General features: G+C 41.3%; 19 protein-coding genes and 1 riboswitch. Of the genes, 10 read left to right on the forward strand and 9 right to left on the reverse strand.

The window, feature by feature from the left end:
* The first annotated feature begins 91 nt into the window (after positions 1–91).
* Entirely contained in the window at positions 92–1,096 is a 1,005-nt protein-coding gene (locus tag DW640_RS15860) for a sensor histidine kinase (protein WP_117578674.1), read from the forward strand.
* The gene (locus DW640_RS15865; protein ID WP_022471375.1) at positions 1,093–1,803 is read left to right on the forward strand and encodes a LytTR family DNA-binding domain-containing protein; all 711 of its coding nucleotides are present in this window, start codon (positions 1,093–1,095) and stop codon (positions 1,801–1,803) included. The genes DW640_RS15860 and DW640_RS15865 overlap by 4 nt, the downstream gene beginning before the upstream one ends.
* Before the next feature lie 30 nt (positions 1,804–1,833).
* Here the strand turns inward: DW640_RS15865 and DW640_RS15870 are convergent, their stop codons facing one another.
* Entirely contained in the window at positions 1,834–2,454 is a 621-nt protein-coding gene (locus tag DW640_RS15870; protein WP_054959552.1) for a hypothetical protein, read from the reverse strand.
* Between the two features lie 197 nt (positions 2,455–2,651).
* Here DW640_RS15870 and DW640_RS15875 point away from each other — a divergent pair, with 197 nt between their 5' ends.
* Complete coding sequence (locus DW640_RS15875; RefSeq protein ID WP_016268780.1) at positions 2,652–3,122, forward strand: DinB family protein; 471 nt, start codon at positions 2,652–2,654, stop codon at positions 3,120–3,122.
* A 185-nt stretch (positions 3,123–3,307) separates the two neighbouring features.
* Here the strand turns inward: DW640_RS15875 and DW640_RS15880 are convergent, their stop codons facing one another.
* Together DW640_RS15880 and DW640_RS15885 are read right to left on the reverse strand one after the other, a co-directional pair.
* Positions 3,308–4,870 carry a DUF3857 domain-containing protein gene (locus DW640_RS15880; RefSeq protein WP_117578675.1) on the reverse strand — a complete coding sequence of 521 codons (1,563 nt, stop codon included), beginning with the start codon at positions 4,868–4,870 and terminating at the stop codon, positions 3,308–3,310.
* Positions 4,871–4,876: 6 nt separating this feature from the next.
* A complete protein-coding gene (locus tag DW640_RS15885) occupies positions 4,877–6,832 on the reverse strand; it encodes a DUF3857 and transglutaminase domain-containing protein (RefSeq protein WP_117578677.1) in 1,956 nt (651 codons plus the stop codon).
* A 603-nt stretch (positions 6,833–7,435) separates the two neighbouring features.
* Between DW640_RS15885 and DW640_RS15895 the strand changes: the two genes are divergently transcribed.
* Both DW640_RS15895 and DW640_RS24015 read left to right on the forward strand, forming a co-directional pair.
* Complete coding sequence (locus DW640_RS15895; RefSeq protein WP_074859670.1) at positions 7,436–7,861, forward strand: DUF3788 domain-containing protein; 426 nt, start codon at positions 7,436–7,438, stop codon at positions 7,859–7,861.
* A 299-nt stretch (positions 7,862–8,160) separates the two neighbouring features.
* Positions 8,161–8,319 carry a hypothetical protein gene (locus DW640_RS24015; protein WP_155249858.1) on the forward strand — a complete coding sequence of 53 codons (159 nt, stop codon included), beginning with the start codon at positions 8,161–8,163 and terminating at the stop codon, positions 8,317–8,319.
* Positions 8,320–8,365: 46 nt separating this feature from the next.
* Here the strand turns inward: DW640_RS24015 and DW640_RS15905 are convergent, their stop codons facing one another.
* Together DW640_RS15905 and DW640_RS15910 are read right to left on the reverse strand one after the other, a co-directional pair.
* On the reverse strand, positions 8,366–9,739 hold the full coding sequence (locus DW640_RS15905; RefSeq protein WP_054959726.1) for an MATE family efflux transporter: 1,374 nt from the start codon (positions 9,737–9,739) through the stop codon (positions 8,366–8,368).
* 154 nt (positions 9,740–9,893) lie between these two features.
* Positions 9,894–11,342: a glycosyl hydrolase family 28 protein gene (locus tag DW640_RS15910; protein ID WP_055300689.1), complete on the reverse strand. Its 1,449-nt coding sequence runs from the start codon at positions 11,340–11,342 to the stop codon at positions 9,894–9,896.
* Positions 11,343–11,965: 623 nt separating this feature from the next.
* Here DW640_RS15910 and DW640_RS15915 point away from each other — a divergent pair.
* Entirely contained in the window at positions 11,966–12,709 is a 744-nt protein-coding gene (locus DW640_RS15915; RefSeq protein WP_008764063.1) for an acyltransferase, read from the forward strand.
* A 73-nt stretch (positions 12,710–12,782) separates the two neighbouring features.
* On the opposite strand, the gene DW640_RS15920 is transcribed toward DW640_RS15915, so the two are convergent.
* Positions 12,783–13,406 (reverse strand): CatB-related O-acetyltransferase, encoded by a 624-nt coding sequence (locus DW640_RS15920; protein ID WP_008764064.1) that lies wholly within the window; start codon positions 13,404–13,406, stop codon positions 12,783–12,785.
* Between the two features lie 277 nt (positions 13,407–13,683).
* Between DW640_RS15920 and DW640_RS15925 the strand changes: the two genes are divergently transcribed.
* Complete coding sequence (locus DW640_RS15925) at positions 13,684–14,553, forward strand: 23S rRNA (adenine(2030)-N(6))-methyltransferase RlmJ (RefSeq protein WP_117578679.1); 870 nt, start codon at positions 13,684–13,686, stop codon at positions 14,551–14,553.
* 47 nt (positions 14,554–14,600) lie between these two features.
* On the opposite strand, the gene DW640_RS15930 is transcribed toward DW640_RS15925, so the two are convergent.
* On the reverse strand, positions 14,601–15,071 hold the full coding sequence (locus DW640_RS15930; protein WP_008763774.1) for an Lrp/AsnC family transcriptional regulator: 471 nt from the start codon (positions 15,069–15,071) through the stop codon (positions 14,601–14,603).
* Positions 15,072–15,249: 178 nt separating this feature from the next.
* Between DW640_RS15930 and DW640_RS15935 the strand changes: the two genes are divergently transcribed.
* Together DW640_RS15935 and DW640_RS15940 are read left to right on the forward strand one after the other, a co-directional pair.
* Positions 15,250–16,536, forward strand: a complete 1,287-nt coding sequence (locus DW640_RS15935; RefSeq protein ID WP_008763773.1) for an O-acetylhomoserine aminocarboxypropyltransferase/cysteine synthase family protein — start codon at positions 15,250–15,252, stop codon at positions 16,534–16,536.
* 124 nt (positions 16,537–16,660) lie between these two features.
* The gene (locus DW640_RS15940; RefSeq protein ID WP_008763772.1) at positions 16,661–16,900 is read left to right on the forward strand and encodes a hypothetical protein; all 240 of its coding nucleotides are present in this window, start codon (positions 16,661–16,663) and stop codon (positions 16,898–16,900) included.
* A 99-nt stretch (positions 16,901–16,999) separates the two neighbouring features.
* Here the strand turns inward: DW640_RS15940 and DW640_RS15945 are convergent, their stop codons facing one another.
* Entirely contained in the window at positions 17,000–17,911 is a 912-nt protein-coding gene (locus DW640_RS15945) for a mechanosensitive ion channel family protein (RefSeq protein WP_011108275.1), read from the reverse strand.
* 134 nt (positions 17,912–18,045) lie between these two features.
* Positions 18,046–18,142: riboswitch (TPP riboswitch) on the forward strand.
* Between DW640_RS15945 and DW640_RS15950 the strand changes: the two genes are divergently transcribed.
* On the forward strand, positions 18,143–20,374 hold the full coding sequence (locus DW640_RS15950) for a TonB-dependent receptor (RefSeq protein WP_117578681.1): 2,232 nt from the start codon (positions 18,143–18,145) through the stop codon (positions 20,372–20,374).
* Between the two features lie 53 nt (positions 20,375–20,427).
* Here the strand turns inward: DW640_RS15950 and DW640_RS15955 are convergent, their stop codons facing one another.
* A complete protein-coding gene (locus DW640_RS15955; protein WP_117578683.1) occupies positions 20,428–24,561 on the reverse strand; it encodes a hybrid sensor histidine kinase/response regulator transcription factor in 4,134 nt (1,377 codons plus the stop codon).
* Between the last annotated feature and the right edge of the window lie 63 nt (positions 24,562–24,624).

Raw genomic sequence — 24,624 nt, forward strand, 5'->3', positions numbered from 1 at the left:
GAAGAATGATTGGGTTTTCAAAACAATCTTCTATCTTTGCAAAGAAGTGACAAAATATACTTCCGGGAGTTAAATCCATAGTAAGGAGAATATGAAACGAACCAATATCCCTATTTATATTGACCTGCTGTTCTGCCTGGTCATAATGCCGCCTATCATCATGCTGGTACCGGTGGACAGATGGATTGTACATCACACTGTTTTTATGCTGACACTCATTGTCTATCTTTACGGCCTATACTTCGTTTACCGCAAAGCCAGACTGCCAAGGCTCTTCATGCAACGGAAATTCGGACATATCCTTCTACTAATGGGAATACTTGTCATTATCACCCTGCTACTTACCCAATTCCCTTACCCACCGGAACCAAATAAGCTAGACCCTTTAATCCATAAAGCCCGGCAACACCTGCGGTCGCAAACCGTATGGTTTTTCTTTCTTGTAGTTACAGGCTTCAGCCTTTCTATCGAACTGATTTTCGAACTTTTTCGTCAGATACTATCCAGACAGGAAATTGAAGCGGAGAAAAACAGGGCAGAACTTGCACTCTACAAGGCACAGATCAACCCGCATTTTCTCTTTAACACACTGAATGCTCTTTACGGGCTGGTACTAACCAAATCAAATAAAACGGAATCCGCTTTCATCAAGTTTTCCAATATTCTGAAATATATGTATGCTCAGACCACTATGGAAACAATTTCCATAAATAATGAAGTAGAATATATCCGTCAATACGTCGATTTGCAGTCACTGCGATTAAACAAGCATACACAAGTGGTATTTGAAACCCAAATAGATGACGAACACGCGAAGATTCCTCCGATGATTCTCATTACTTTCGTTGAGAATACTTTCAAATACGGGGTTTCATCGGATGTAGACTGCCTGATTCTTATCCGTATCACAGTGAAAAAGGGAGAACTTCTCTTTGAAACCGAAAATACGGTTATGAAAGAAAATCATGCTAACCCTCATGCCATCGGCATAGAAAACTGTCGCAAACGCTTGGAATTACTCTATCCCAACCGTTTTACCCTGATTATGAAAGAAGAAAACCGCCAGTTTAAAATCCGGCTCAGTATTCAGTTATGATGAAAAAGATTAGTTGTATCGCTATTGACGACGAACCCATCGCATTGCTCATTATCAGACAGTTCTGCGAACGAAAAGGTGGACTGGAACTGACAGCTTTCAGCGAACCGCTTATCGGACTGCAAGAGATTGGCCGGTGCAAACCGGATCTGGTTTTTCTGGATATTGAAATGAATAGCACCAGCGGGCTGGACATCGCTCATGCGCTGCCTCCCGAAAGTTGCTTGATTTTCACAACAGCTCATGCACAATATGCTCTGAATGGTTTTGAACTTGATGCAGTAGATTTTCTGCATAAACCTTTTGCCTATGAACGATTTGAGAAAGCAGTAGAAAAAGCACTTCGCTTTATAGAAGCGAAGCGCAACAAAGTACCGGAAAATATCATTATAAAGCAAGAATACAATAACATATCCGTTACCACATCCGATATCCTTTATATCGAAGCGATGGAGAATTATACAAAAATATTCCGTACAAGCGGTAACTATATACTATCCCGTACCAGTTTGAAAGCTATACAGAAAATGCTTCCTAAAGATCGTTTTTTGCGTACACATCGCTCTTACATTGTATCTATCAATAAAATAGAACGATTCTCGAAACGGGAAATAACATTGAAAGGATGTTCTGCAACGATTCCCATAGGCAGACAGTACGCTGAAAATGTCTATTCCAAATTGACTACCAGAAGTATTACAACATAAACCACCTGCCGGGCAATCGGTCGTTTGCGGTCAGTTTCCGGCTTTCTGGCTATAAATCAGCTTATTTCTCTGGCTGATTGTCCATACACCATCTACGAAACGTACATTTTTCGTATCATCATCTTCCACATTCCATGCATAGCCTCCTGAAGGTAAGCCACGTCTCTCCAAAATCTCATTCGGTTGATCATCAGAGAAGAAAAGTTCCAGTCGTGTGGAATCGGGGCTGAACACAATGAAAGCAGAAGCAGTGCTTCCATCAACAGCTTCCGTCCGGATACCTTTTTCAAACAACCGGATGCAGTCTTGCTGCACTTCACACCACACATATCCGGCAGAGCCGATACAACCGTGTTCATCCCGATCACCTCCAAGTTTGGGAGATTGCGGATACTGGACTAATTTTGAAGCTTGCATCCCCGGTGTATATTTACCGGCATAGAATACTTCCAGAGTATCATTCAGAAGCAAGCCATCGACTTCTTCTTTATTCGCATTCATCGTACTGAATGAAAGAGTATCATTCTTGTCTGTAACAATCGCCACTGTATTCATGGTCGCATCACAAACAATGCCTTTTGAACTTGTCATACCTGACGAACAACTTCCCATGAAACACAAAACTCCTAATGCTGCCAATACTGTTCTCATATCTTTTTTATATAATTGTTAGTTCTAATATCATGCAAATATAAAGGTTATATGGAAAAGATGTTATCCTAACAATCAGAATAACAAACAAGTTTGCTTTTATAAAATGTAATTCCACATATATTTCATTCATTTGTCTATATTTGCATTATTGCTCAGTTGTGCAAAAGAAACTTTAAAACAGAAAGAGAGGAATTATGCCAAAGTTTGATTTTTCCCCAATAACAGAAGGGATTTATAATGTTATAGAGACAGAAGAAAAAGTATTAACCAGCCTGCCGGAAGAGACAATCACACAAAAACGTAACAGGCAGAATCGTACTATCAAACAAATTCTCGGACATTTGATTGATTCCGCCTCAAACAATCATCAACGGATGATCAGGTTGCAATACAGTAAGGACCAGCTTTTCTTTCCTGATTATCGGCAGGATAATGATCTGTGGATAGCCTTGCAGGATTATCAGCATACGGACTGGAATAATCTGATTCAGTTATGGAAATTCTTTAATCTACATATCATTCAGGTAATAAAGTCGGTAGATCAAACAAAGCTTGATAGTTACTGGTGTGACTTCGAAGGGACAAAAATCACTTTAAAAGAAATGATAGAAGGATATTTAGATCATCTGAATCTCCATATTCAAGAAATTCACGAACTGATTTAGCAGCCTGTTTGCTATATGATATAGTAAAGGACAGAGATAAGAAGATTTATATTTTCTTATCTCTGTCCTTTCAGCAGATTGGATCATTGTATCTTAAATCTCCGGCCTTTCCGACATAATTAGCCATAAAAGTCAACATATTGTATGTTACCACTATTTCAAAATGAACAATATGCTTGTCAGATTTACTTCGCAGTCTGAAACAACAGGCTATTGCCATTGGTATCCATCCATTCCGCCATCAAGCGATAATAAGCCGGATATTCAGCCGGAGTTATCAATTGTTTTTTCAGTTTCAAGGTACGGATTATCTCTATCTTATCCTCCGCCTTTTTCACTGTAACTTCCATGATGCCGACAGCATTTTCAATCTTTTTGTTAGTCGGCACAACCACTGGTTTCATTCCTTCATCAATCTTTATGATATAGGTATAAGCCTCATCAGGCAAATACCGCAAAAGCAGGTTAACAGGACGAGTTGTATTCAGAGCTGTCACACGTCCATCATAACTTGCCCATCCACCGCGAGCCTGCGGTAAGTCGAATTTCCGATAACCATCAGCCAATGCCTTTCCGGTTTTATCGCTCACCCGCAAGGTATCAGTTCGTGAAACAACATGAGAAACCTGCTCTAAAATTATCGGCTGAGCATTCAGATCAACTACAGAAACAAAATTCTGTATATCAGCAATCCCCTTATTGGTCACAAACAATCCGCTGACAGCGGCAAGTCCGGCCGCATCTTTATCTTCTGTTTTAGGAAAAGCCGCTTTTATCTCCGCACGGATGCCTACCGCCTGTTGCAAGGCAACCAGCAAAGCAGCCTTCTCCGCTTCAGTTCCGTATGCCGAACGGATCACTTCGGAGACCGGACGCAAACGGTATCCGGTTTGCGACAAGGTCAGACGGCAATTTCCTAATCCTTCTACATAAGCAGTGAGTAACTCCTTCTTTTGTTCTGTGGTTTGTGCACTGGCAGTCAGCTTCTGTGCTAATTCGGAAACATCCTTTCCATTACTTTCCAGTTGTTGTTTTATCACTTTCAGTGCATCAGCCTTTGAAGCATAAGTGGACGCCACAACAGCCTGTACATTACCTGCCGGCAAAGAAACTTCAAGTGAATAAGAACGCGGTTGCACATTTTTCAGTGTCCAGGTCACTGTTTTCATGCCATCCGCAGTTTTCACCACCGGAGCAGCTTTTCCATTCAACCATTCATAATGCAGAGGTTTGCTTTCGGGCACTGACAGCGAAAACACATATTCCCTGATTGGGGAAAGCTCTTCCACCTGCTCGCACACATCCAGTTCGGGCAAATATCCCGGACGGGTAACGACGGAGTAGTCCAGATAAATGGTAGCTCCCAATTCCAGTCCCGTATGAACGACTACCATCTCTTTCAGACCATTATAAGCCGGAGCATCTGCCGCTACGGTAGGAAGCACCTCAACGAAGGCATTTTCGGGAGTCTTCACAATAGTACCGTCTTTCTGACGAGTATAAGAATCGTGTATCTTCAGTGTCTGAAACTCCGGATTGTAAATGATAAAACTCTCTCCATACACACGGTTCATCGCTGCATGAGTAAACAAAGTCAGCTCTTTTTGCACACGCATTTCCTGACTGCCGTCAGCGTGTAACGTATAAGCCTTGCTCAATTTCCCAAATTCAGCTTCGGATGCCGCTTTCACCGGAAATGCCAGAATCAACATCGCCAGCGTAACTATATAATAATATGTATTTTTCATTCTGCTCTACTTTTTAATCACCAAATATTCACCATACGCCTTGTGGGCATTCACAGCATTGCGGAAACTTTCCCAATCAGAAGCCTCATAAACACGCTTCTTCAAAGCCAATCGATTGTGGAGCAACACTTTATTTCCTTTCTGTACCAACGAACCTTCAAAATCGGCTCCCACTCCTTGCATGGTTTCATCCTTGACCGCACTCACCAGCTTGTATCCTGCCGGAAGCTGAACCGTTTCATCCAGTTCGACCAAACGGGAACAAGCATCTTTGAAACCATACTTGCGGTTTTCTACCGAAGTATCGATCCACATATAAGAACGTACCTGATTATAAAGGTTATTCATCACCATCGGACGGAAAAACATCTCGCCCTCTCCTTTCAAGGCATAATCGGGTATTTCATAACGAAAAGTGATTTTAATAGGTGCAGCCTGATAGTCTTTGGGATTTTTTCCATAGTCTACGCTCAACAATCTGGCTTTGGGAGAGATGGCCAACAGCTGACGTTCCATCGTGCTTTTCCATTCGCTCTGAAAGCCGGTGGTAAAGATGCGACGGATATTGCTGTCACTCTGTCCTTCGGCTGTAAGGGTAAAAGTACCGCGTAGTGTACCATCTGCTTCCAAGCGGTTGTCGGCTTTGATACGTACATAATGGTTTTCGGGAGCCGAAACCGGAGTGATACACAAATCAGAACCTTCGGGTACACCCGGCAGATAGTTCTGCTGCTGTTCGGCACTGCTCCATAACTCGCGGCAGAAAGGAACCCATGTCGGATCAAGAGGCATATATGTTCCATTGCTCAGTTTCACCACTGCCACACAATGATTAAAATGGTCGGCAGGAATACTTTCTACCCGACTGCCTGCCATCGTCATGGCAGGATAGGCTTCGAAACCAGCCATGCGCAAGAACGAAATCAGTGTACCTGCTATATCTTTGCAGACTCCGCAACGATCAGTATAATTCATTTTAGTATTATGAAGTGTAAATCCTTCTCCTTTTCCCATCGAGATGCCGGAATAGCGAATGTTATCTGCCACCCAATGAGTCAACACAGCTATTTTTTCCATTTCGGTCTTCTTGCCTTTTATCAGTTCATCCACTTTTTTCTGTGCTTCGGGCAATGGATCAAAACTACCATAATCTTCATTCACTTTATTGAACCACAACGACTTGTCTTTCCACTGGGGAGTGGAAGACATCATCAGTTTGGGAGCTGCATCGAAAAGGTCTACCATGTTTGGCTCTTTAACGAAAGGCATCATATCATCCATCGCAAAGCTATATTTCTTGCGACCGTCTTCATAACGCATGGATGATGCGCACTCACCCTGATAGAACTGAAACTGAAGTTCCTTCTCCATCGGAATGCTTACTACATAAACTTTACGTACAGTAGGAGTACTGCTCCAAAAAGGAACAATATCATAAAACTGTCCGCGCATAGGCGGAATAAAGCGTGATTCATCTTCATTACCGGCTGCAAGCAACGCATAGGTAAAGCCTTTCTTGGCTATTTCGTAATCCACAATATCACCCGGCTGCAAGGCGCCCACTTCAATCATGATTTGTCTTGCGCCCCAATAAATAGCACGCGCAGGAGCAGCATAATCACAGGTTTTCCTGACATCAAGTTCATCTACTTTTCCATTGGCATGATGGATGGTTACACGTTTAAATTCGGCATAAGCAGTCAAAGGGTCATAATCGTATTTAATCACCCGATTATCCACTGCTCCCCTCGGAGTCTGTACCTTTATCACTTTGCATACAGCAAACGACCCTTGTCCTGTAGGCTGGACAGATACCGATGTACTATCCAACAGTGTCACACAATCGGATGCTTCGTAAGTCTTCCCCTTCGCAGCCTGTTCATAAGGTTTCCAGCTTTGAGCCAATGACGCAGCCGAAACAAGAAGGCAGCAAAGGAGTGATACTAATAGTTGTTTTCTCATGTTTTTCACTTACATTTTATTTATAGAAACAAATGTAAGTAAAATCTTTGGAATCTATTTATTTTGTGCTAAAGCAATTATCATTTTTCCTGCCTCAATACAACAAATTACTACATCACCTTACTTACAAAAACAAATGACCTATTTGAAATATTTAAATATTTATCCTAAATTTATATCTAGTTTCTAACCAATCCTCCATTTCTCACCGAGAAATGCCCTCTTGGTTTTAAAGAAATGGGGCGTTGGTTTTAAAGGAACGACCTGTTGGTTTTAAACCAAAAATAGGAATTTATAACTGTTTGATATACTGTCTTTTACAAAACACACAATAACGTTCTTCAGCATATTTTATTTTTCTCAACAAATAGATTGAATTTTAAAATTATAATTGAGGTGAAGTATGGAATATGTCTTTACATCTTAGTTCTAGAATCTCATTGCTATATTTGAAAAAGTGCAATAAAAATTAAAAAAAAGACTGAAATGTAGATGAAAATGGAACTTCTTCTAATAATTATAACCCAGGATGCCTATATTGGACAACGATTTACTAAAAGATCATCCTATCTTTGCGGCATATATGATAAAACAGCAAATACCATGAAAGAACCTTTTCAAATACCGACCTCCGAAGATATAGAGAATCTGATAGGAACAGACCTTTATGATGTATGGAACTCACTCTGCCAGCGCATCGAGAAGAGCTACGAAATGGAGCTACTTTGGAACCGTGGCGGCAAAGCGTGGACGTATGAATACAAATACCGCAAAGGCGGTAAAACCCTCTGTGCTTTATATGCGAAGGAAAAGACTCTGGGATTTATGGTTATCTTAGGAAAAGATGAACGTGCCAAATTTGAAATTCAGCGGGGACAGTTTTCAAACGAGGTACAGATGATCTATGATGCAGCTACCACTTTCCACGACGGCAAATGGATCATGTTTGAATTAAAAGACACAAAACTATTCAATGATATGGAACGGCTTCTGCTTATTAAGCGAAAACCAAACAGAAAAGCAGAGTAAAGGAAGGAAAAGGAAGCTATTTTTTCATAGCTTCCGCTCTCATATCTTTAGGCATTTTCTCCAGTGCATACCGGTAAGCTGTACGAGGCTTTGCAGAACGATGCTTCGTAACAAAATCGAATATCTCATTAATTTCTACGAGAACGATACGCCCATTCGCAGGCTACAACTGCTTCTTACCAAAAGCCCGACTTCCACAGTTACTCACACAATTGAAAAATATCCGGTTTAGATTCACCTTTTACCTCCTGCCAGGATACAAACATCCTTTTTGTATCTTTGCCGGATACAGAATAAGAATGAAAAGAGAAATCCTATATCAGAGGATAGCCGGTACCATCGCCTGGCAAACAGACACACTTTTCTATATATTAACAGGTACAGATATCCGGATAAATCAACATTTACGCACAGGAAATGAGATAAAGAGAGAGATAACAGTCAGAATACAACCGTAATGCCATGCATATCTGTGAAGTAAAAAAATAAATTACAAAGAAACGATTACTCCACACGCAAAGTATTCCCTTTAATCCTTCCCAGAATTTTAGGGAACTGCCAAAAGAACAATAACGTGCAACAGATGGCCGCAGTCGCATCAGATATAGCCTCAGCTGCATACACTCCGGTTACTCCCATAAAGTTCGGCAAAATTAACGCCAGCGGAATCAACAGGATAGCTTTACGCAACAGAGCAATGAAGATAGAGATTCGGGCCTGTCCCAATGCAACGAACATATTCTGACAGGCACGTTGCAAGCCGAAGATGGTCATGCCACCCAAGAAAACGGGCATTGTCCAACGTACAGTTTCTATCAGTCTTTCATCACTGGTGAAAGCAGAGGCAACCGTCGAAGGGAAGAGAATCATGAAAAGCATCAATATCAAATTGAAGGAAAACATGGTTACCAGCACAATACGGAAGCAATCTTTCACACGCTGCTTGTCACCATGCCCGAAGTTATAACTTATAATCGGAACGAATCCTTGCGCAAATCCGGTCAGCGGTACACTGGCAAACTGCATCGAACTTTGCAGAATCGTCAATGCGCTGATGTAGATATCTCCAAATTCCTTCAGACTGCTATTGAGGACAAACCCAACCAGACTTTCCGTACTTGCCATAATGAAGGGGGATACTCCTAAAGCTAATATGGAAAGGATAATCTTCCGGTCCAGTCCCATATATCGTTTCTCCAAAGGTAGAGAGGCACGTCGGGAAAAGAGGAAACTTACCACCCACACCGCACTGCATGCTTGGGAAAGTACCGTAGCCAAAGCAGCACCTTTCACGCCCATGTCAAACCAAAAAATAAAAATAGGATCAAGAATGATGTTCAATAAGGCTCCGATCAGAACTGAAAACATGGCAATGGCAGGACGTCCCTGAGCATTGATAAAGCTATTCAACCCTGTGGATATTTCGACAAATATCGTTCCCAAAAGATAAATGGAAAGGTAGTCAACCGCATATTCCAAGGTGTTTTCCGAAGCTCCTGTAAAGAGGAGAATAGGTTCCATAAAAGTATATGCAATGACAGAAGTCAGCAAAGTAAACAATATCAGCAGAACAAACCCGTTTCCCAATATCTTTCCGGCTCGTACACGGTCGCCCTGTCCGAGTGCAATGGCAGCCAACGGAGCACCACCGCCGCCGACAATTGCCGAAAAAGAAGAAATCAGTATAATGAGAGAGGTAGTCACCCCTACACCCGCCAGCGCATCGGTGCCAATTCCCGGAATATGCCCGATGTATATACGGTCCACAATGCTATAAAGCAGATTGACAAATTGTGCAGCCACTGCCGGGAGTGCCATCTTGAAAACAAGCGGTAACATACGTTCTGTTCCCAGCCGTTCTTCGTATTTATTGTTCATTCCAAACTTCTTTTTCTAAAATCGGCTGCAACATAGATAAAAAACTTCAATTTTTATCTATATTGTGATAAAAATTGAAGTATAATCTTTCCTTCTGACCGCATGACAGTTTTTGGCATGTGGCGCCATTTCTAACATTCTGCCTGCTTCGTTTCTATTCAAAAGAGAGATTTTCTACATGTTCTCCAACAAAGATACCAGCCATATCTCCGGTTTTATACCATTTCGGCTTCCCAGGCATGTCGTCTGTAATCTTTCGCCCATTGACCACAAGATTCACAAACCTGATACCAGATATCTTGTGATTCTCATCATACCCTGCAATGATCGACAAGTTTTCACCCGATCCATTGTAAGTAACATCCTTAACAAGCACATTCTGAATACCTCTGCCGGTAGAGACACAATACTTCGGATTGAAACTGATTCTGAAATTCACAAGCTGTCCGTTACGAAAATCTTCAATCCGAATATTCTCGAACGTAATATTACGCACCAATGTATTGTCGCCTGGATTTATAGCCAGACATCCCTGATAATCAATCTGTTTTTCTGCCTGATCAAGAATGTCGATATTCCTAAAAGTGACGTTCTGCACCGTATCCATGCCGTTCGGATCTCCATGTCCTCCGATATTGATTGGATGAGCCACATCAGCCCAAAGTGTCGCATTTTTCACCAATACATTATTGCTTCCCCCTTTAAATCCTTGCGTAGAAGCATAAACTGCGGCACAGTCATCACTATTACGACAGAAAACCCCATCTAATATCACGTTACTGCTTGAGAAAACATCCATTCCGTCGCCCCAACCATAATAGCTGATTGATTTCACATTCGTCAACTCTACCGAATCGCATTGTCCTATGGGGAGTTGCGAAACCACAATTCCGTCTATCCTGACATTTTTAGAACGTCTGACCCAAACACCGGCTCCCCTGCCATCAGGGTGTACCTCGCCTCTCCCGAAAATATTCACATCATGTGCTCCTTCCGTGAATATATTGCCATAAACACGAGCTCCCCCATCGATATAAACAGTAGTTCCTGAGGGGACAAATAGAGTATCATTAGGAAGATTATGCACACCGGGACCAAAATAAATCAAATTGGACCCTTTTTTTTTCTTGAGAGCCCTTTGGATTTCTTTATCGGAAGGACGAAATTTATCAATCGGATTCGCAAAAAGATGAAGATTGTGAAAAATATCTCCATTGACCTCTACTGAGAGATTGCGAGGACGCGAAAGTGAGAATGTCACTGTGTCTCCAACACAATCCGGTGTTATCTTATAGCTTAAAGGACGTACTCTCGCACTATTGACTCTCTCTTTGTTGCTGATTACTCGCACATCTACCATTCCGTCAAAATCGAAATAAGCAATGGAGGCAACCTCCACGTTATGCCCTTTTTCATCAACCCTATCAACTTTAACAGGATAAACGTCAACGGGCAACCACGGTCCGCTACCCTGACGCACTTCCACAGAAAAATCGTTTAAGGTTTTCACCCCGACCCCAGCAGGGTATGTGACTACCTCTGCGTTAAGCGAATGCATAGCCAATAACGCCAATGAAAGAAGTATCGCTTTTGGATAATTCATATTCTTTGATTTTAAATTTGATATTGAAATTTATTAAACACTCTAATTTGAATACGTTTTGACTATAAAAAGCGCCCAACAAAAGAATGAATATTTTTACTTTTATAAAATAGAGAAATAAAGCGGAAATATGTAATCACAGAGAGAAATAAATATTTCAAACGGTAAATAACAACTCACTGAAACGCATCGTAACGAACTAATCCCAGTCTCTCTTAAAATTAATTTGCTGTATGCAATCATCTAATGCTCGGTTTATATAACCTTATTCGTCTGACAACTGTTGAACTTTCGTCTGACAACTGTTATTCTTTCGTCTAACAACTGTCAGACGAAAAAGAAACAACTGTCAGACGAATAAAACATTGCAGCATTAATCTTACATCCATTAAACATAAAAAGTAAATCTACGTAAACTCGGAACTAGTTCATAACGGTGCAGGAACGAACGAATATCGGGCAACGGAGTAAATCAAAGCAGCACAGAAAAGATATGGAAATCTCCATAAGAATACAAACAAAGAAAAAGAACCACCTAATGAATCTTTGACTATTCCTTTTCGTATCTTTGTGGAAAGTCGTATCAAAAAGGTACGAATATAAACTATAAAACTTAGAATGAAATGGAAAATATTACCGGACAGAACAACGAATTTACATTAATATTCCCACATAACAGAATTGATTGCACTTCTTCTCAGAATGACAAATTCAATAAGATTATTAATCAGGCCAACATCACAATCACAGGAAACAACAATCGTATCTCAATGTATTTCGACACTGAAGAAAGTGCGGAAGAATTGCTGCTTAGCAACGGATTTCTGCTAATCGTAAAAGGAGATAATAATATCGTAAATATGGGAACAATCATCCTACGATATTCTACCATATTAGGTATGACAGGATTGAAACTAATCATCGGACAGCTGCCGGGACTGGGTGCCGGTGTTTCAAGAACAGCCAACAATTGCCGGATAGACATCGGAAACCGTGTTGTAATCAATGGGGTTACATTGTATTTGCAGGAAGATGACTCATATGTTAGTATTGGAGATGACAGTCAGTTAAGCTGGGGAATTGATATATGGTGTACTGATGCACATACAATAACAGATTTAAAGGGTGAACCGATCAATTTTGCCAAGTGCATAGAAATCGGCAAGCATGTATGGATAGGGAAAGATAGCAAGATTGGCAAGAATGTGAAGATAGCGGACAACAGTATCGTTGGTTGGGGAAGCATCGTAACAAAAGAATTTAATGAGCCGAATGTAATCATTGCAGGTATACCGGCCAAAATTGTCAAGCGAGGGATAAATTGGGACCGGAGATGTATCAATAAGTATCTAAAAGAAAGATTATAAAAAGGAAGCTCCAATAGGATCTATGAAACATAGATTTTATTGGAGCTTCCATTCTATGTCGCTATGATACTTTTTATTTCATAAGTTCCTCCATATCCCCATTCATGATATGAGGCAAATAATGAGCTATCTCATCAGTACTCCAGTCCCACCATTTCAATTCCTGCAATTGCGCAATCGTATCTTCGTCAAAACGCATCCGGATTTTCTTCGCAGGGGTCCCGCCTACTATCGTATAAGGAGGTACATCTTTGGTGACTACTGCCCTCGACGCAATAATCGCTCCGTCACCGATATGTACGCCCGCCATGACAACAGCCTCATAACCAATCCATACATCGTTTCCAATCACTATATCCCCTTTATTATCCCATGCCGAAGTGATATTTCCCTTATCCAACTGCCACTCCTCAAAAAATATAGGAAACGGATAATTCGACAAAGAATTCAACGTATGATTCGCGCTGTTGAAAAGAAACTTAGCTCCACAGGCTATCGAACAGAATTTCCCTATGATCAGCCGGTCTCCATTGACAGGATAATGATATAAAACATTGTTCTTCTCAAACTGAACAGGATCATTTACAAAATCATTGTATATGGTGTAGTCACCAACCTTTATATGAGGATTATTGATAACAGCATTCAAATAGACAGTCTGAAGGTCATTGGTACGCGGATAAATATTTGTATTCATTGTAATTGCTTCTTTATAAGGTTTCTGAAATAAAATAATAAAATATCGGGTGACCTGTTTAGCCACATAAGACTCGAACAACAGATTTCACCATTGTCCATCATCCATATAGAGCGAAGCTATTTACAACGTTGCCATTTCATTGCGTTAAAAAAATAAGGTTCATATCACATAACAAATGTACAGGATAATTTTGGAAATCAGATGCAAGGATCTAAAAATTATCCCGTATATTTGCTGTATAGCATTTATACTGTCACTATAAACCTTTAGTATCATGGTAACTTATACTCATTTCGGCAAACAGCCTGATGTACTGAAACATCTGATACTTTGCGAAGTTCTTCGGAACGAGCATCCACAAGTCTATGTAGAAACAAATTCTGCCTGTGCCATCTACCCGATGCAGCAGACTTCGGAACAGCAATATGGCATTTACTATTTCTTAGAAAAAGCGGTAGAGGAAGACAATCAAGTTCTAAAAGACTCCATTTACTATAAGATAGAAAATGCAGAAATGCAGAGAGGGTACTATTTAGGTTCTCCGGCTTTAGCAATGGAGGTATTAGGAAGACAGGCACAAAAATTTCTATTCTTCGATATAGAAAAGAGTGCTTTGGATAATGTGGAACGCTATGCGAAGCAAGCGGAACTACAGACATCCGTCCACCTATATAATACTGATTCTCTCGAAGGGGTCATGAAGTTACTGCCATCACTCCCCAAAGATTCTTTCATTCATATCGATCCTTATGAGATAGATAAGAAAGGAACATCGGGACTAACCTATCTGGATATATTAATAGAAGCTACCCATTTAGGAATGAAGTGTTTATTATGGTACGGCTTTATGACTCAACATGACAAAAGCCATCTGAACTCATACATCACGACCCGACTAGAAGAGGCAAGGATTAAAGACTATATTTGTGCAGAACTGATAATGAACTCTATCAGACAAGACACCGTATTATACAATCCCGGTATCATAGGCAGTGGTATCTTGGGCACCAATTTATCACAGAAATCAAATACAGCCATTCTTGATTACAGTGATATACTGGTCCGCCTCTACCAATACGCAAAATACAAGGACCATGACGGCAGCTTATACAGAGACATTATCGGCAATCCACCGGAAACCTGAGCCGAAAACAAAGAGTCGCAAAAATAGGAAATACATCAATCTTCCCACTAAATATGTATTCCATATCGGTGCTTCACTTCCGCCATCACAAACGTACTTTCCAGCGAACCCAGGCTATCGATGGTTCCCAACACATTCAGAATGAACTCCTGATAATATTTCATATTAGGAGCATGGATCTTCAGCAAGTAATCGTAACTGCCCGATATATTATAACATTCGGTCACTTCGGGAATGTCCTGTATGATTCGGGTAAACTCAGCCGCAATGTCCCTGTTCAGCCGCCTTAGCTTGACACTGCAAAAGACCACAAAACCCTGATTCAGCTTTTCGGCATCCAGCACAGCGATATACTTCTTTATATATCCCCCACTCTCCAAACGTTTAAGGCGCTCGAAAACAGGAGTCGATGAAAGACTGACCCGCGCAGCCAACTCTTTGGTCGTCAACCGCGCATTCTCTTGCAAAGTACGGAGTATCTGCAAATCCACTTTATCTAATTTCTCAAAAGTATCCATAAGAAAAATATTCTTCTAACAGGTGATTTTTAAGAATAAAGCAGTTGCTTTATTCTGTATAACGATACAAAAATAGCATTATTTTCTATATTTCTACTATATATTGTTCGATATATCTGCATCCCATAACTTTGCAAGAAAATAAAGAGAGAATATCAAACTTAAAAAGCATACGATTATGGAAAGAAAGAATTTACACTTTGAGACATTACAGGTTCATGTAGGACAGGAACAAGCAGATCCGGCAACAGACGCACGCGCAGTACCTATTTATCAGACCACTTCTTATGTATTCCACAATTCCGCTCATGCAGCCGCACGTTTCGGTTTGCAAGATCCGGGCAATATCTACGGCCGCCTGACCAACTCCACCCAAGGAGTTTTTGAAGAACGTGTAGCCGTCCTCGAAGGAGGCGTAGCAGGTCTGGCAGTTGCCTCCGGTGCCGCCGCTATTACTTATGCTTTCGAAAACATTACTCGTGCAGGCGACCACATCGTAGCTGCCAAAACAATTTACGGAGGAAGCTATAACTTACTGGCACATACTTTGCCCAATTATGGCGTTACCACCACTTTCGTTGATCCGAGCGACCTTTCCAACTTTGAGAAAGCGATTCAGGAGAACACCAAAGCCGTATTTATCGAAACACTCGGAAACCCGAATTCCAATATTATAGACATAGAAGCGGTATCCGAAATTGCTCACCGTCACAAAATTCCATTAATTATAGACAATACATTCGGCACTCCCTACTTAATCCGCCCCATCGAACACGGAGCAGACATTGTAGTGCACTCCGCAACCAAATTCATTGGTGGTCATGGCAGTTCCTTGGGAGGAGTAATCGTTGACTCCGGTAAATTCGACTGGGTAGCTTCGGGTAAATTCCCACAGTTGACAGAGCCCGATCCGAGTTACCACGGAGTACGCTTTGTAGACGCTGCCGGTCCGGCTGCTTACGTCACCCGCATTCGTGCCACTTTGCTACGGGATACGGGAGCAACGATCAGTCCGTTCAATGCCTTCATCCTGCTGCAAGGGCTGGAAACACTTTCTTTGCGTGTAGAACGTCATGTAGAAAACGCGCTAAAAGTGGTGAACTTCCTGAATAATCATCCGAAGGTGAAGAAAGTCAATCATCCGTCACTCTCCGATCATCCGGATCATGCACTCTATCAACGCTATTTCCCGAATGGTGCAGGCTCCATCTTTACGTTTGAAGTAAAAGGAGGACAGGAAGAAGCACACCGCTTCATCGACAGTCTGGAGATTTTCTCGTTGCTGGCCAATGTAGCTGACGTGAAATCACTAGTCATCCATCCGGCAAGTACCACACACTCGCAACTTAATGCGCAGGAACTTGCAGAACAGGAGATTTATCCGGGCACTGTACGTCTATCCATCGGAACGGAACATATCAATGACCTGATAGCCGATCTGGAACAGGCACTCGCCAAAATCTGACATTAGATTCTAACCTATTTGTCTGTTAAAATGTGATTGACAACAAGACGCAATGAAGATTCGGGGATTGAACTTTCCATCACTATGATACGTTATAACAATATAACATTAAAACATTGCAGTTATGGAGAAATATTTAATACACAGCAACGAACTGCATCTGATAGACGCAGGGAAAATCCACCAGGCAGTAGAGAAAATGGTGGAGTCACTCGATCTTGCCGCAGGATCAACCAGTAATTTTGATCTCTATCAGGTAGTAGAAAGCTACTTTAAGGACCTTGAAAAAAGAAGGAAAATCAACCATGTACTGGGGATCAAAGAAGACCGATATGAATTTGCAGAAGACTTTGGCATCAAATAAAAAAGAAATTTTCCAATCACACCAGACAATTTGTTCATATAAAACGAGAGAGTCTCACCGAAGTGAAACTCTCTCGTTTTAGTATATATCTTATAGTGATCAGTTTCCCTGATGCACGGTAAGTTGCGGGAACGGGAAGTTGATGCCTTTTTCATTAAAGGTTTCATAAATAGTCTTGTTTATATCAAAATAAACTCCCCAGTAATCTGCCGTATTCACCCACACACGGGCTACCACATTCACACTGCTGGCATCCAGCGCATGAAGGGCAATAAACGGGGCGGGATCAGTCAGAATACGATTGTCGGCCGTCAGTATATCACGGACAATCTGCTGTACCTTATTATAATCTTCTCCATAATCCACGCCAACAATCCATTCTACACGGCGCGTTGTCTGTGTATTATAGTTTGTCACCACTCCGCTGCTCATTGCACCGTTCGGTATATAAATCACTTTATTATCTCCGGTAGTCAGAATGGTGTGAAATATCTGTATTTCCTTGACCGTTCCGGAAACTCCCTGACTTTCAATCCAATCTCCTACCTTATAAGGCTTGAAAAGCAATACGATCAGTCCGCCGGCAAAGTTCTGCAAGTTACCGGACAACGCCATACCGACAGCCACACCGGCAGAAGCCAACAGGGCTGCAAAAGAAGTTGTTTCGACTCCCAGAGCACCGACTACGGAGATAATCAACAGAATGGTCAGCAGAATATTTACCAGACTCTTCACAAAAGTCTTGATGCTTATATCCACCTTTCTCCTGTCCATCAGACGTCCGACAAATCGGTTGAGCATCGAGATGAGGAAGCGTCCGACAATGAAGACAAGGGTTGCAATCAGGATGCGTTCTCCGGCACGGATACCGAAATCTACCAATTGCTGGGTGATCAGAGAAAGCTTATCCAATCCGTCCGCATTGGCTATCGCTTCTTCCATTAATTTATCTGCGACGATTTGTGTAGAATCCGCAAGCTGTGTTGCTGTCGCTTGAAATAATAGTAGCATAATTTGATAATTATATTAAAATGAATAAATAGCTGACTTGTCATATTTCAACAAACTACAAAGTTATATTGTTTTTAGCAAATCTAAAAGTTTTTTTTGCTTTCCTCCCGCAAAAGCAGTAATTTTGCCAACGATTCACTAAGTAGGGGTGCCTTAACATGACGGGCTGAGAACATACCCATAGAATCTGAACCGGGTAATGCCGGCGTAGAGAACTAATTAATAAGCAAGATGAAAAAAATGATGATGATGGCCGTCGCCTTATTGGGCGCAGGCTTCCCTGTCCATGCACAAACGAGTGCAAAGGATAGTCTGAAAGTAATCAACCTGCAAGAAGTGCAGGTAGTATCCACACGTGCTACAGCAAAAACTCCCGTAGCATTTACCAATATAGGCAAAGCCGAACTTAAAAAAGTGAACTTCGGGCAGGATATTCCCTACCTGCTGAGCATGACTCCTTCCACGCTGACCACATCGGATGCGGGATCGGGCATCGGCTATACGACTCTTCGTGTACGAGGCACTGACGGCACGCGTATCAATATCACTGTAAACGGCATCCCGATGAACGATGCCGAAAGCCACAACCTGTTCTGGGTAAATATGCCCGACTTCTCTTCTTCCGTAAAGGATATGCAAGTGCAACGTGGCGCAGGAACATCGACCAACGGCGCCGGTGCCTTCGGAGCCAGTGTCAATATGCAGACCGAAGGCGCGTCCATGAAACCGTATGCCGAGTTCAACGGTTCCTATGGTTCTTTCAACACCCACAAGGAAACTGTAAAAGTGGGAACCGGACTGCTGAACAATCACTGGACATTCGATGCCCGACTTTCCAACATCGGTACGGACGGATATATCGACCGTGCCTCCGTCAATCTCAACTCTTACTATCTGCAAGGAGGATATTTCGCCGAAAATACGTCTGTCAAACTGATCGCATTCGCAGGAAAAGAAAAGACGTATCATGCCTGGGGATATGCTACTAAAGCAGAAATGGAAGAACACGGAAGACAGTATAACCCTTGCGGCGAATATACCGGAGACGATAATGAAAAACATTATTATGCCGACCAGACGGATAACTATCTGCAAAAGAATTATCAACTCCTTTTCAACCATACTTTCTCCACCGCATGGAATCTGAACGTAGCTCTGCACTACACCAAAGGTGACGGCTACTATGAGGAATATAAAGAAGACAGATCTTTCGTAGAATACGGTCTGAAACCTTTTACAACAGACGGAAAAGAAATTTCGGAAAGCGATCTGGTCCGCCAGAAGAAAATGGATAATAAGTTTGGCGGGGGTGTTTTCTCCCTCAATTATACCAACCACCGACTAACGGCATCTTTGGGCGGAGGCATCAATCAATATCGGGGCAATAACTTCGGGAAAGTGACTTGGGTAAAGAACTACATCGGCGCACTATCTCCCGCCCATGAATACTACCGCAACCAATCGAAGAAAACCGACGGTAACATCTATCTGAAAGCAAGCTACGACCTTACCGGAGGACTAAGTGCCTATGCCGACCTGCAATACCGGCACATCGACTACACCATCGACGGAGCAAATGACAAATACGACTGGAATAAAAGTGCGTTGCGTCTGCTGGCCGTAGACAAGAAATTCGACTTTTTCAACCCGAAAGTCGGACTGAACTGGAATATCAACTCCAATCACCGTGTCTACGCTTCTTTCTCCGTAGCTCAAAAAGAACCGACAAGAAATAATTATACGGATGGCGATCCCGACAGTTATCCGAAAGCTGAAAAGCTGCTCGACTACGAAGCCGGATACACATTCGCCAATCATTGGCTGACAGCAGGCGCCAACTTCTACTACATGGATTATACCGACCAGCTTGTCCTCACCGGAGCTTTGAACGATATCGGTGAAGCCCTGACAGAAAACGTTCCGGACAGCTACCGGATGGGAATCGAACTGATGCTAGGTATCAAGCCCTGTAAATGGTTCCAATGGGATATCAATGCGACATGGAGCAAAAACCGTATCAAGAATTTTGTAGAAAACATTCCCATTTACGATGGCTGGAACTTACTGGACGTCGTAAGCGTTTCTCATAAGAGTACTCGCATCGCCTTTTCACCGGATTTCCTGCTGAACAACCGTTTTGCTTTTACCTATCAAGGATTCGAAGCAGCCCTTCAATCCCAATTTGTCGGCAAGCAATATATGACAAATGCAGAAGTGGAAGCATTGACTCTGGATAAGTATTTCGTGAGCAACCTAAATCTGGCCTATACATTCAAACCCCGAAAAGTGGTGAAAGAAGTAACTATGGGTGTGACCGTCTACAACCTCTTCAACGAAGAATACGAGAACAACGGTTGGGCATCCAGTTCTTACGACAAGGATGTGAATCACAGAATAGACTCTGCCGGATACGCTGCGCAAGCGGGTACAAATGTTATGGCCCATGTCTCTTTCCGTTTTTAACAATAACTATTCAAACAGACAAGCCAGAAGCCGCCAACATGGAACGCGGCTTCTTATTTCCTCATTTTCTCTTCCATATATTTGGAAGGAAGCACCCCAAACTGTGCAACGAACTGCTTACGGAAGGAAATCATCGAATCATACCCTACCATTTCCGCCACTTCTGTCAGACTGCTATATCGCCCGCTCATGATAATAGAGGCAGCTTTACTCATCCGTACTCCATGAATCACCTCTATAATCGACAAACCAGTTTTCTGCTTAACCTTGCGATAAAGGGTCGGCTGGCTCATATTCAATTTGTCCGTCAGCACTTTTATTGTAAAATTCCGGTTTGATAAATTTTCTTCTATAATCTGAAGCATTTTAGGCATAAAAACATCCTGAACATCTTCTGAAGATTCCAGTACCTTTTCATCCAGCATAAGAGTTTTCGCATAAAGTTTTCTTAACAGATCACGTTGTTCTATCAACGCTTTCACCTTCTCTTTCAATAACTCCGGATTAAAAGGTTTCATTATATAGTCATCTACCCCTATTTGTAAACTTTTCAACCGGTCAGCATCCTCTGCTTTAGCTGTTAAAAAGATAACCGGTATATGAAAAGTCCGCTTATTTTCACGAATCTCCCGACTACATTCAAACCCATCTTTAACAGGCATCATTATATCAGATATGATTAATTTAGGTATATATTTATCAGCCATAGCCACCCCTTCTTCTCCATTTCCAGCCTCAATAACATTATAATCTTCTTTAAATAGACTGCATAAATATTCTCTCATCTCATCGTGGTCCTCTATAATCAACAAAAATTCCTTATTATTTTTCACTCTGTTAACGGGTTCTTCCATAGTCTCATTCTTTTCTTCTACTACTTCTTCCATCGGACGTTCTTCTGCCGGACACTCTTCCAACAAATCCCCCTTCATCGGATCAGGTACCATTTCATATTCCCCCGGCGCAAAATGAGAAAGCCCCATCGGAATGTGCAGAACGAATCGGCTGCCTTCTCCAACACGACTGGTCAACGTTACAAATCCATGATGCAACCCCATCGTATGCTTTACAATATGTAATCCAAGACCTATTGACGTGGAATATTGCGGGATACGTTTCCCTGTTACAAACGAATCAAACACGTGCTGTTGCAAATCATCAGGTATCCCAACTCCATTATCAGACACTGTTACAAGGCAATAAGGTCTTCCGTCAATTTCCGCCTCTGACACAGCCAGTTCAATACGTCCATTCTGAGAAGTGTATTTAAAGGCATTTGATAACAAATTTTGAACAGCTGATTCTATTTTCGCCACATCCACCCATAAATACAAAGGCACTGTATCCACCTGGACCAAAAATTCCCGCTTCTTGACCATAGCCATTTGCAGAAAAGGATTAGCCACCCGGCTAACAATCTCCTTTATATCCGATTCTGACAAATGAAGTTTTATCATGCCTCCCTCTATCTTCTGTACATATAGCAGACGATCAACCAGTGTCTGTAGAGAAAGACAATTCTTGTGCAATCTGCTAAATGAATCAAACCAATTATCCGATGGGGTAATGGACTTCATTATATCATGTATAGGAGCAAGTATCAAAGTAAGAGGAGTTCTTAACTCATGAGCAGCATTCATAAAAAAATTCTCACGTTCTTCCCGTATATGCCGTTCTGCGTTTCTCTCCAAATTTGCAATCGTCAGTTCATGTTTCAATTGAATCATTTTTTTGAAACGACGTTGCCGCCGCAACAAACTATAGAAAATATAACCAACCAAAAATAAAACCGAGAAAATCAAAAGCAAACGAAACCAAACGGTCTGGCTCCAATGTGGAAGGATTGTTATCGGCAATGCAGTAACGTCTCCTTCCGTATTATTAGGGAACAATGTTTTGACTTCAAAAATATAATAACCGGCAGACAAGTTGGTAAACGAGACCTTACCCGCTTCAGAAACAATCCAATCTTTTTGATATGGATATAACCGATAGCTATATTTTTGCAGATCCTTCGAAAAAGCCAGATTATTGAAAAGGAGAGAGAAATCACGGTTTGCATTGACCAGTTCCAAATGGTCAATTGATGCAATATTTGAGTCCAAAACAACTTGCCCTTTTATCTTCTCACCTATATTGATTTGCTTATTATCGACTTCCAATCCAGTTAAAAGAGTTTTGCTGGCAATGGTGGCAGATGTCAGTATTTCCGGTTCAAAATAAGTTAAGCTCTTGTTATTTCCCCAAAATAAAGTATTCTTAAACAACATCACAGATTTATTGCTACTAGAAATATAATAGTTGTAGAAGACATGTTGTTGTCGGCTATATCTTGAGATACCGGATATACTCCCCAACCAAATACGCTTCTTCTCATCTTCCACTATACAATCTATACAATCATTACAAAGTCCATCTTTTACTGTATAAAAAGACGTTATCCTATCTTCGCCCACAGGAATGATTCCAAATCCATTTTTATAACCCACATATACAGTTCCGTCAGTACCAGTCAGTAAAGCACTAACTACACGAGCTCCTATATTTTCTTTTTCTTCATATCCATGAACCATCTTTAATGGACGAACATTGACCTGTGATAATCGTACAATACCTTTTGCTGTCCCTATCCAGATATTCCGCTGTTTATCTTCACAAATAGCAGTGACCCATGGCTCTGCATCTTCTTTCAAGGCTTCACGCAATGAGAATAATTCAAAATGACCTGTCTGATGATCAAATAAGTACAATCCGGCAGAAGTGCATACCCAAAACCGATAACGGGAGTCAATCATTAAGGCCACTATATAGGAGTTTACCTTTTTCCCTAAATGATTGAGCGGATATATATGGAAAGAATCGGAACTCCAGTCATAACAAATCAAGTTTCCGGAAGCATTTCCAAACCATAAATTAGAACATGAATCTTTGATTGCACAAAACACCGGGACTTCCTTTTGATTGCCCACAGGAGAAAAGTTCAGCGGTCGCGATTTAGCATAAGGCTGGTCACTACGCATAATTCCTTCATGGTAAGTGCCCAACCAAATTCGACCATCTTTGTCAGCTACCTGAGCAGAGATTTCATTATGTTTTTTGCTGTGATATTGCATATAAGAATGCTGTCTAAAATCAAAATAGACAATCCCTCCTCCTCTAGTTCCGATCCATAGTATTCCCTCTTTATCATAATAAACAGAAATCATTCTTGTCTCTACATTCCGGTACTGCAAAAATGAGGTATTCGTATAAGGCGTTGCCGACAACTTAGAAGGATCATTTTCTTCAGGAGCTAACAGAGTATATCCATTCCAGGTTACTGCAATGTAAGAATCATTATCCAACGCAACCACCCCATACGCATCTGAATGTGATAAAGAAGACAACCTGGCATCCTCATTATACTGATAATAATCAGATTTTCCCGTGGGAATATGCAGACGAGTTACTCCACCCACTATAGAAGAAACCCAAATATATTCCCCTTCACTCATGATAGTAGTAGCATTAGCACTAGGATTAATAGAGTATTTGAACTTCCGGACCACTTTACCTGCAATCTTATCAAAGAACAACAAATTTCCCTTATCGGTAACCAAATACAAGAAATGCCCGTCTTGTGAAGCACATAAATTCGAAAAAGATTCCCCCTCATCTAAAAAAAACGGATAGCCTGCTTCGACGGTCATCTCTATTTGTAAGTCACCTTTCACTAATTTATAATGTCGTTTCAAGCATTGCAATTGTCCGCCTTTTACTATCCAAAAAAGTGAATCCCCCGTTATTTCCATAGCACTTACAGAAATGGCCTTTTTTCCATCCTGAAAAGACGGAAGAACAAATTTCTCTTTCCGTCGATCAAAACAATATAAATACTCATTAGCTATTACCCACAATTTATCATCAGAAGTCTCTTTTATATCGGAAACATACATCCTCGCATTGTCTACACTAAAATTGCGAATCTGCTTCCCGTCATATCGACTCAGCCCATTACTGGATCCAAACCACATAAAACGATCTTGATCTTGATAGATACAAGTAATGATGTTATCTACCAAGCCATTACTCATATTCAACTGATGAAGTTCATTATAAGGCAGAACAGCATAGAGAGAAGTAGTAATAACTAAAGAATTTATAATAGCAATCAAAACAAGGACGGTATATCGAACGGTTCGCTTCATTATATATTCATATTAGTTTAAGTGTCACAAAAATAATCAATATTATAACAGAAAGGCGAAGCA

Origin of the sequence: Bacteroides sp. AM23-12, from assembly GCF_003434395.1 — a bacterium.
In the GTDB taxonomy this organism is placed as follows: domain Bacteria; phylum Bacteroidota; class Bacteroidia; order Bacteroidales; family Bacteroidaceae; genus Bacteroides; species Bacteroides thetaiotaomicron.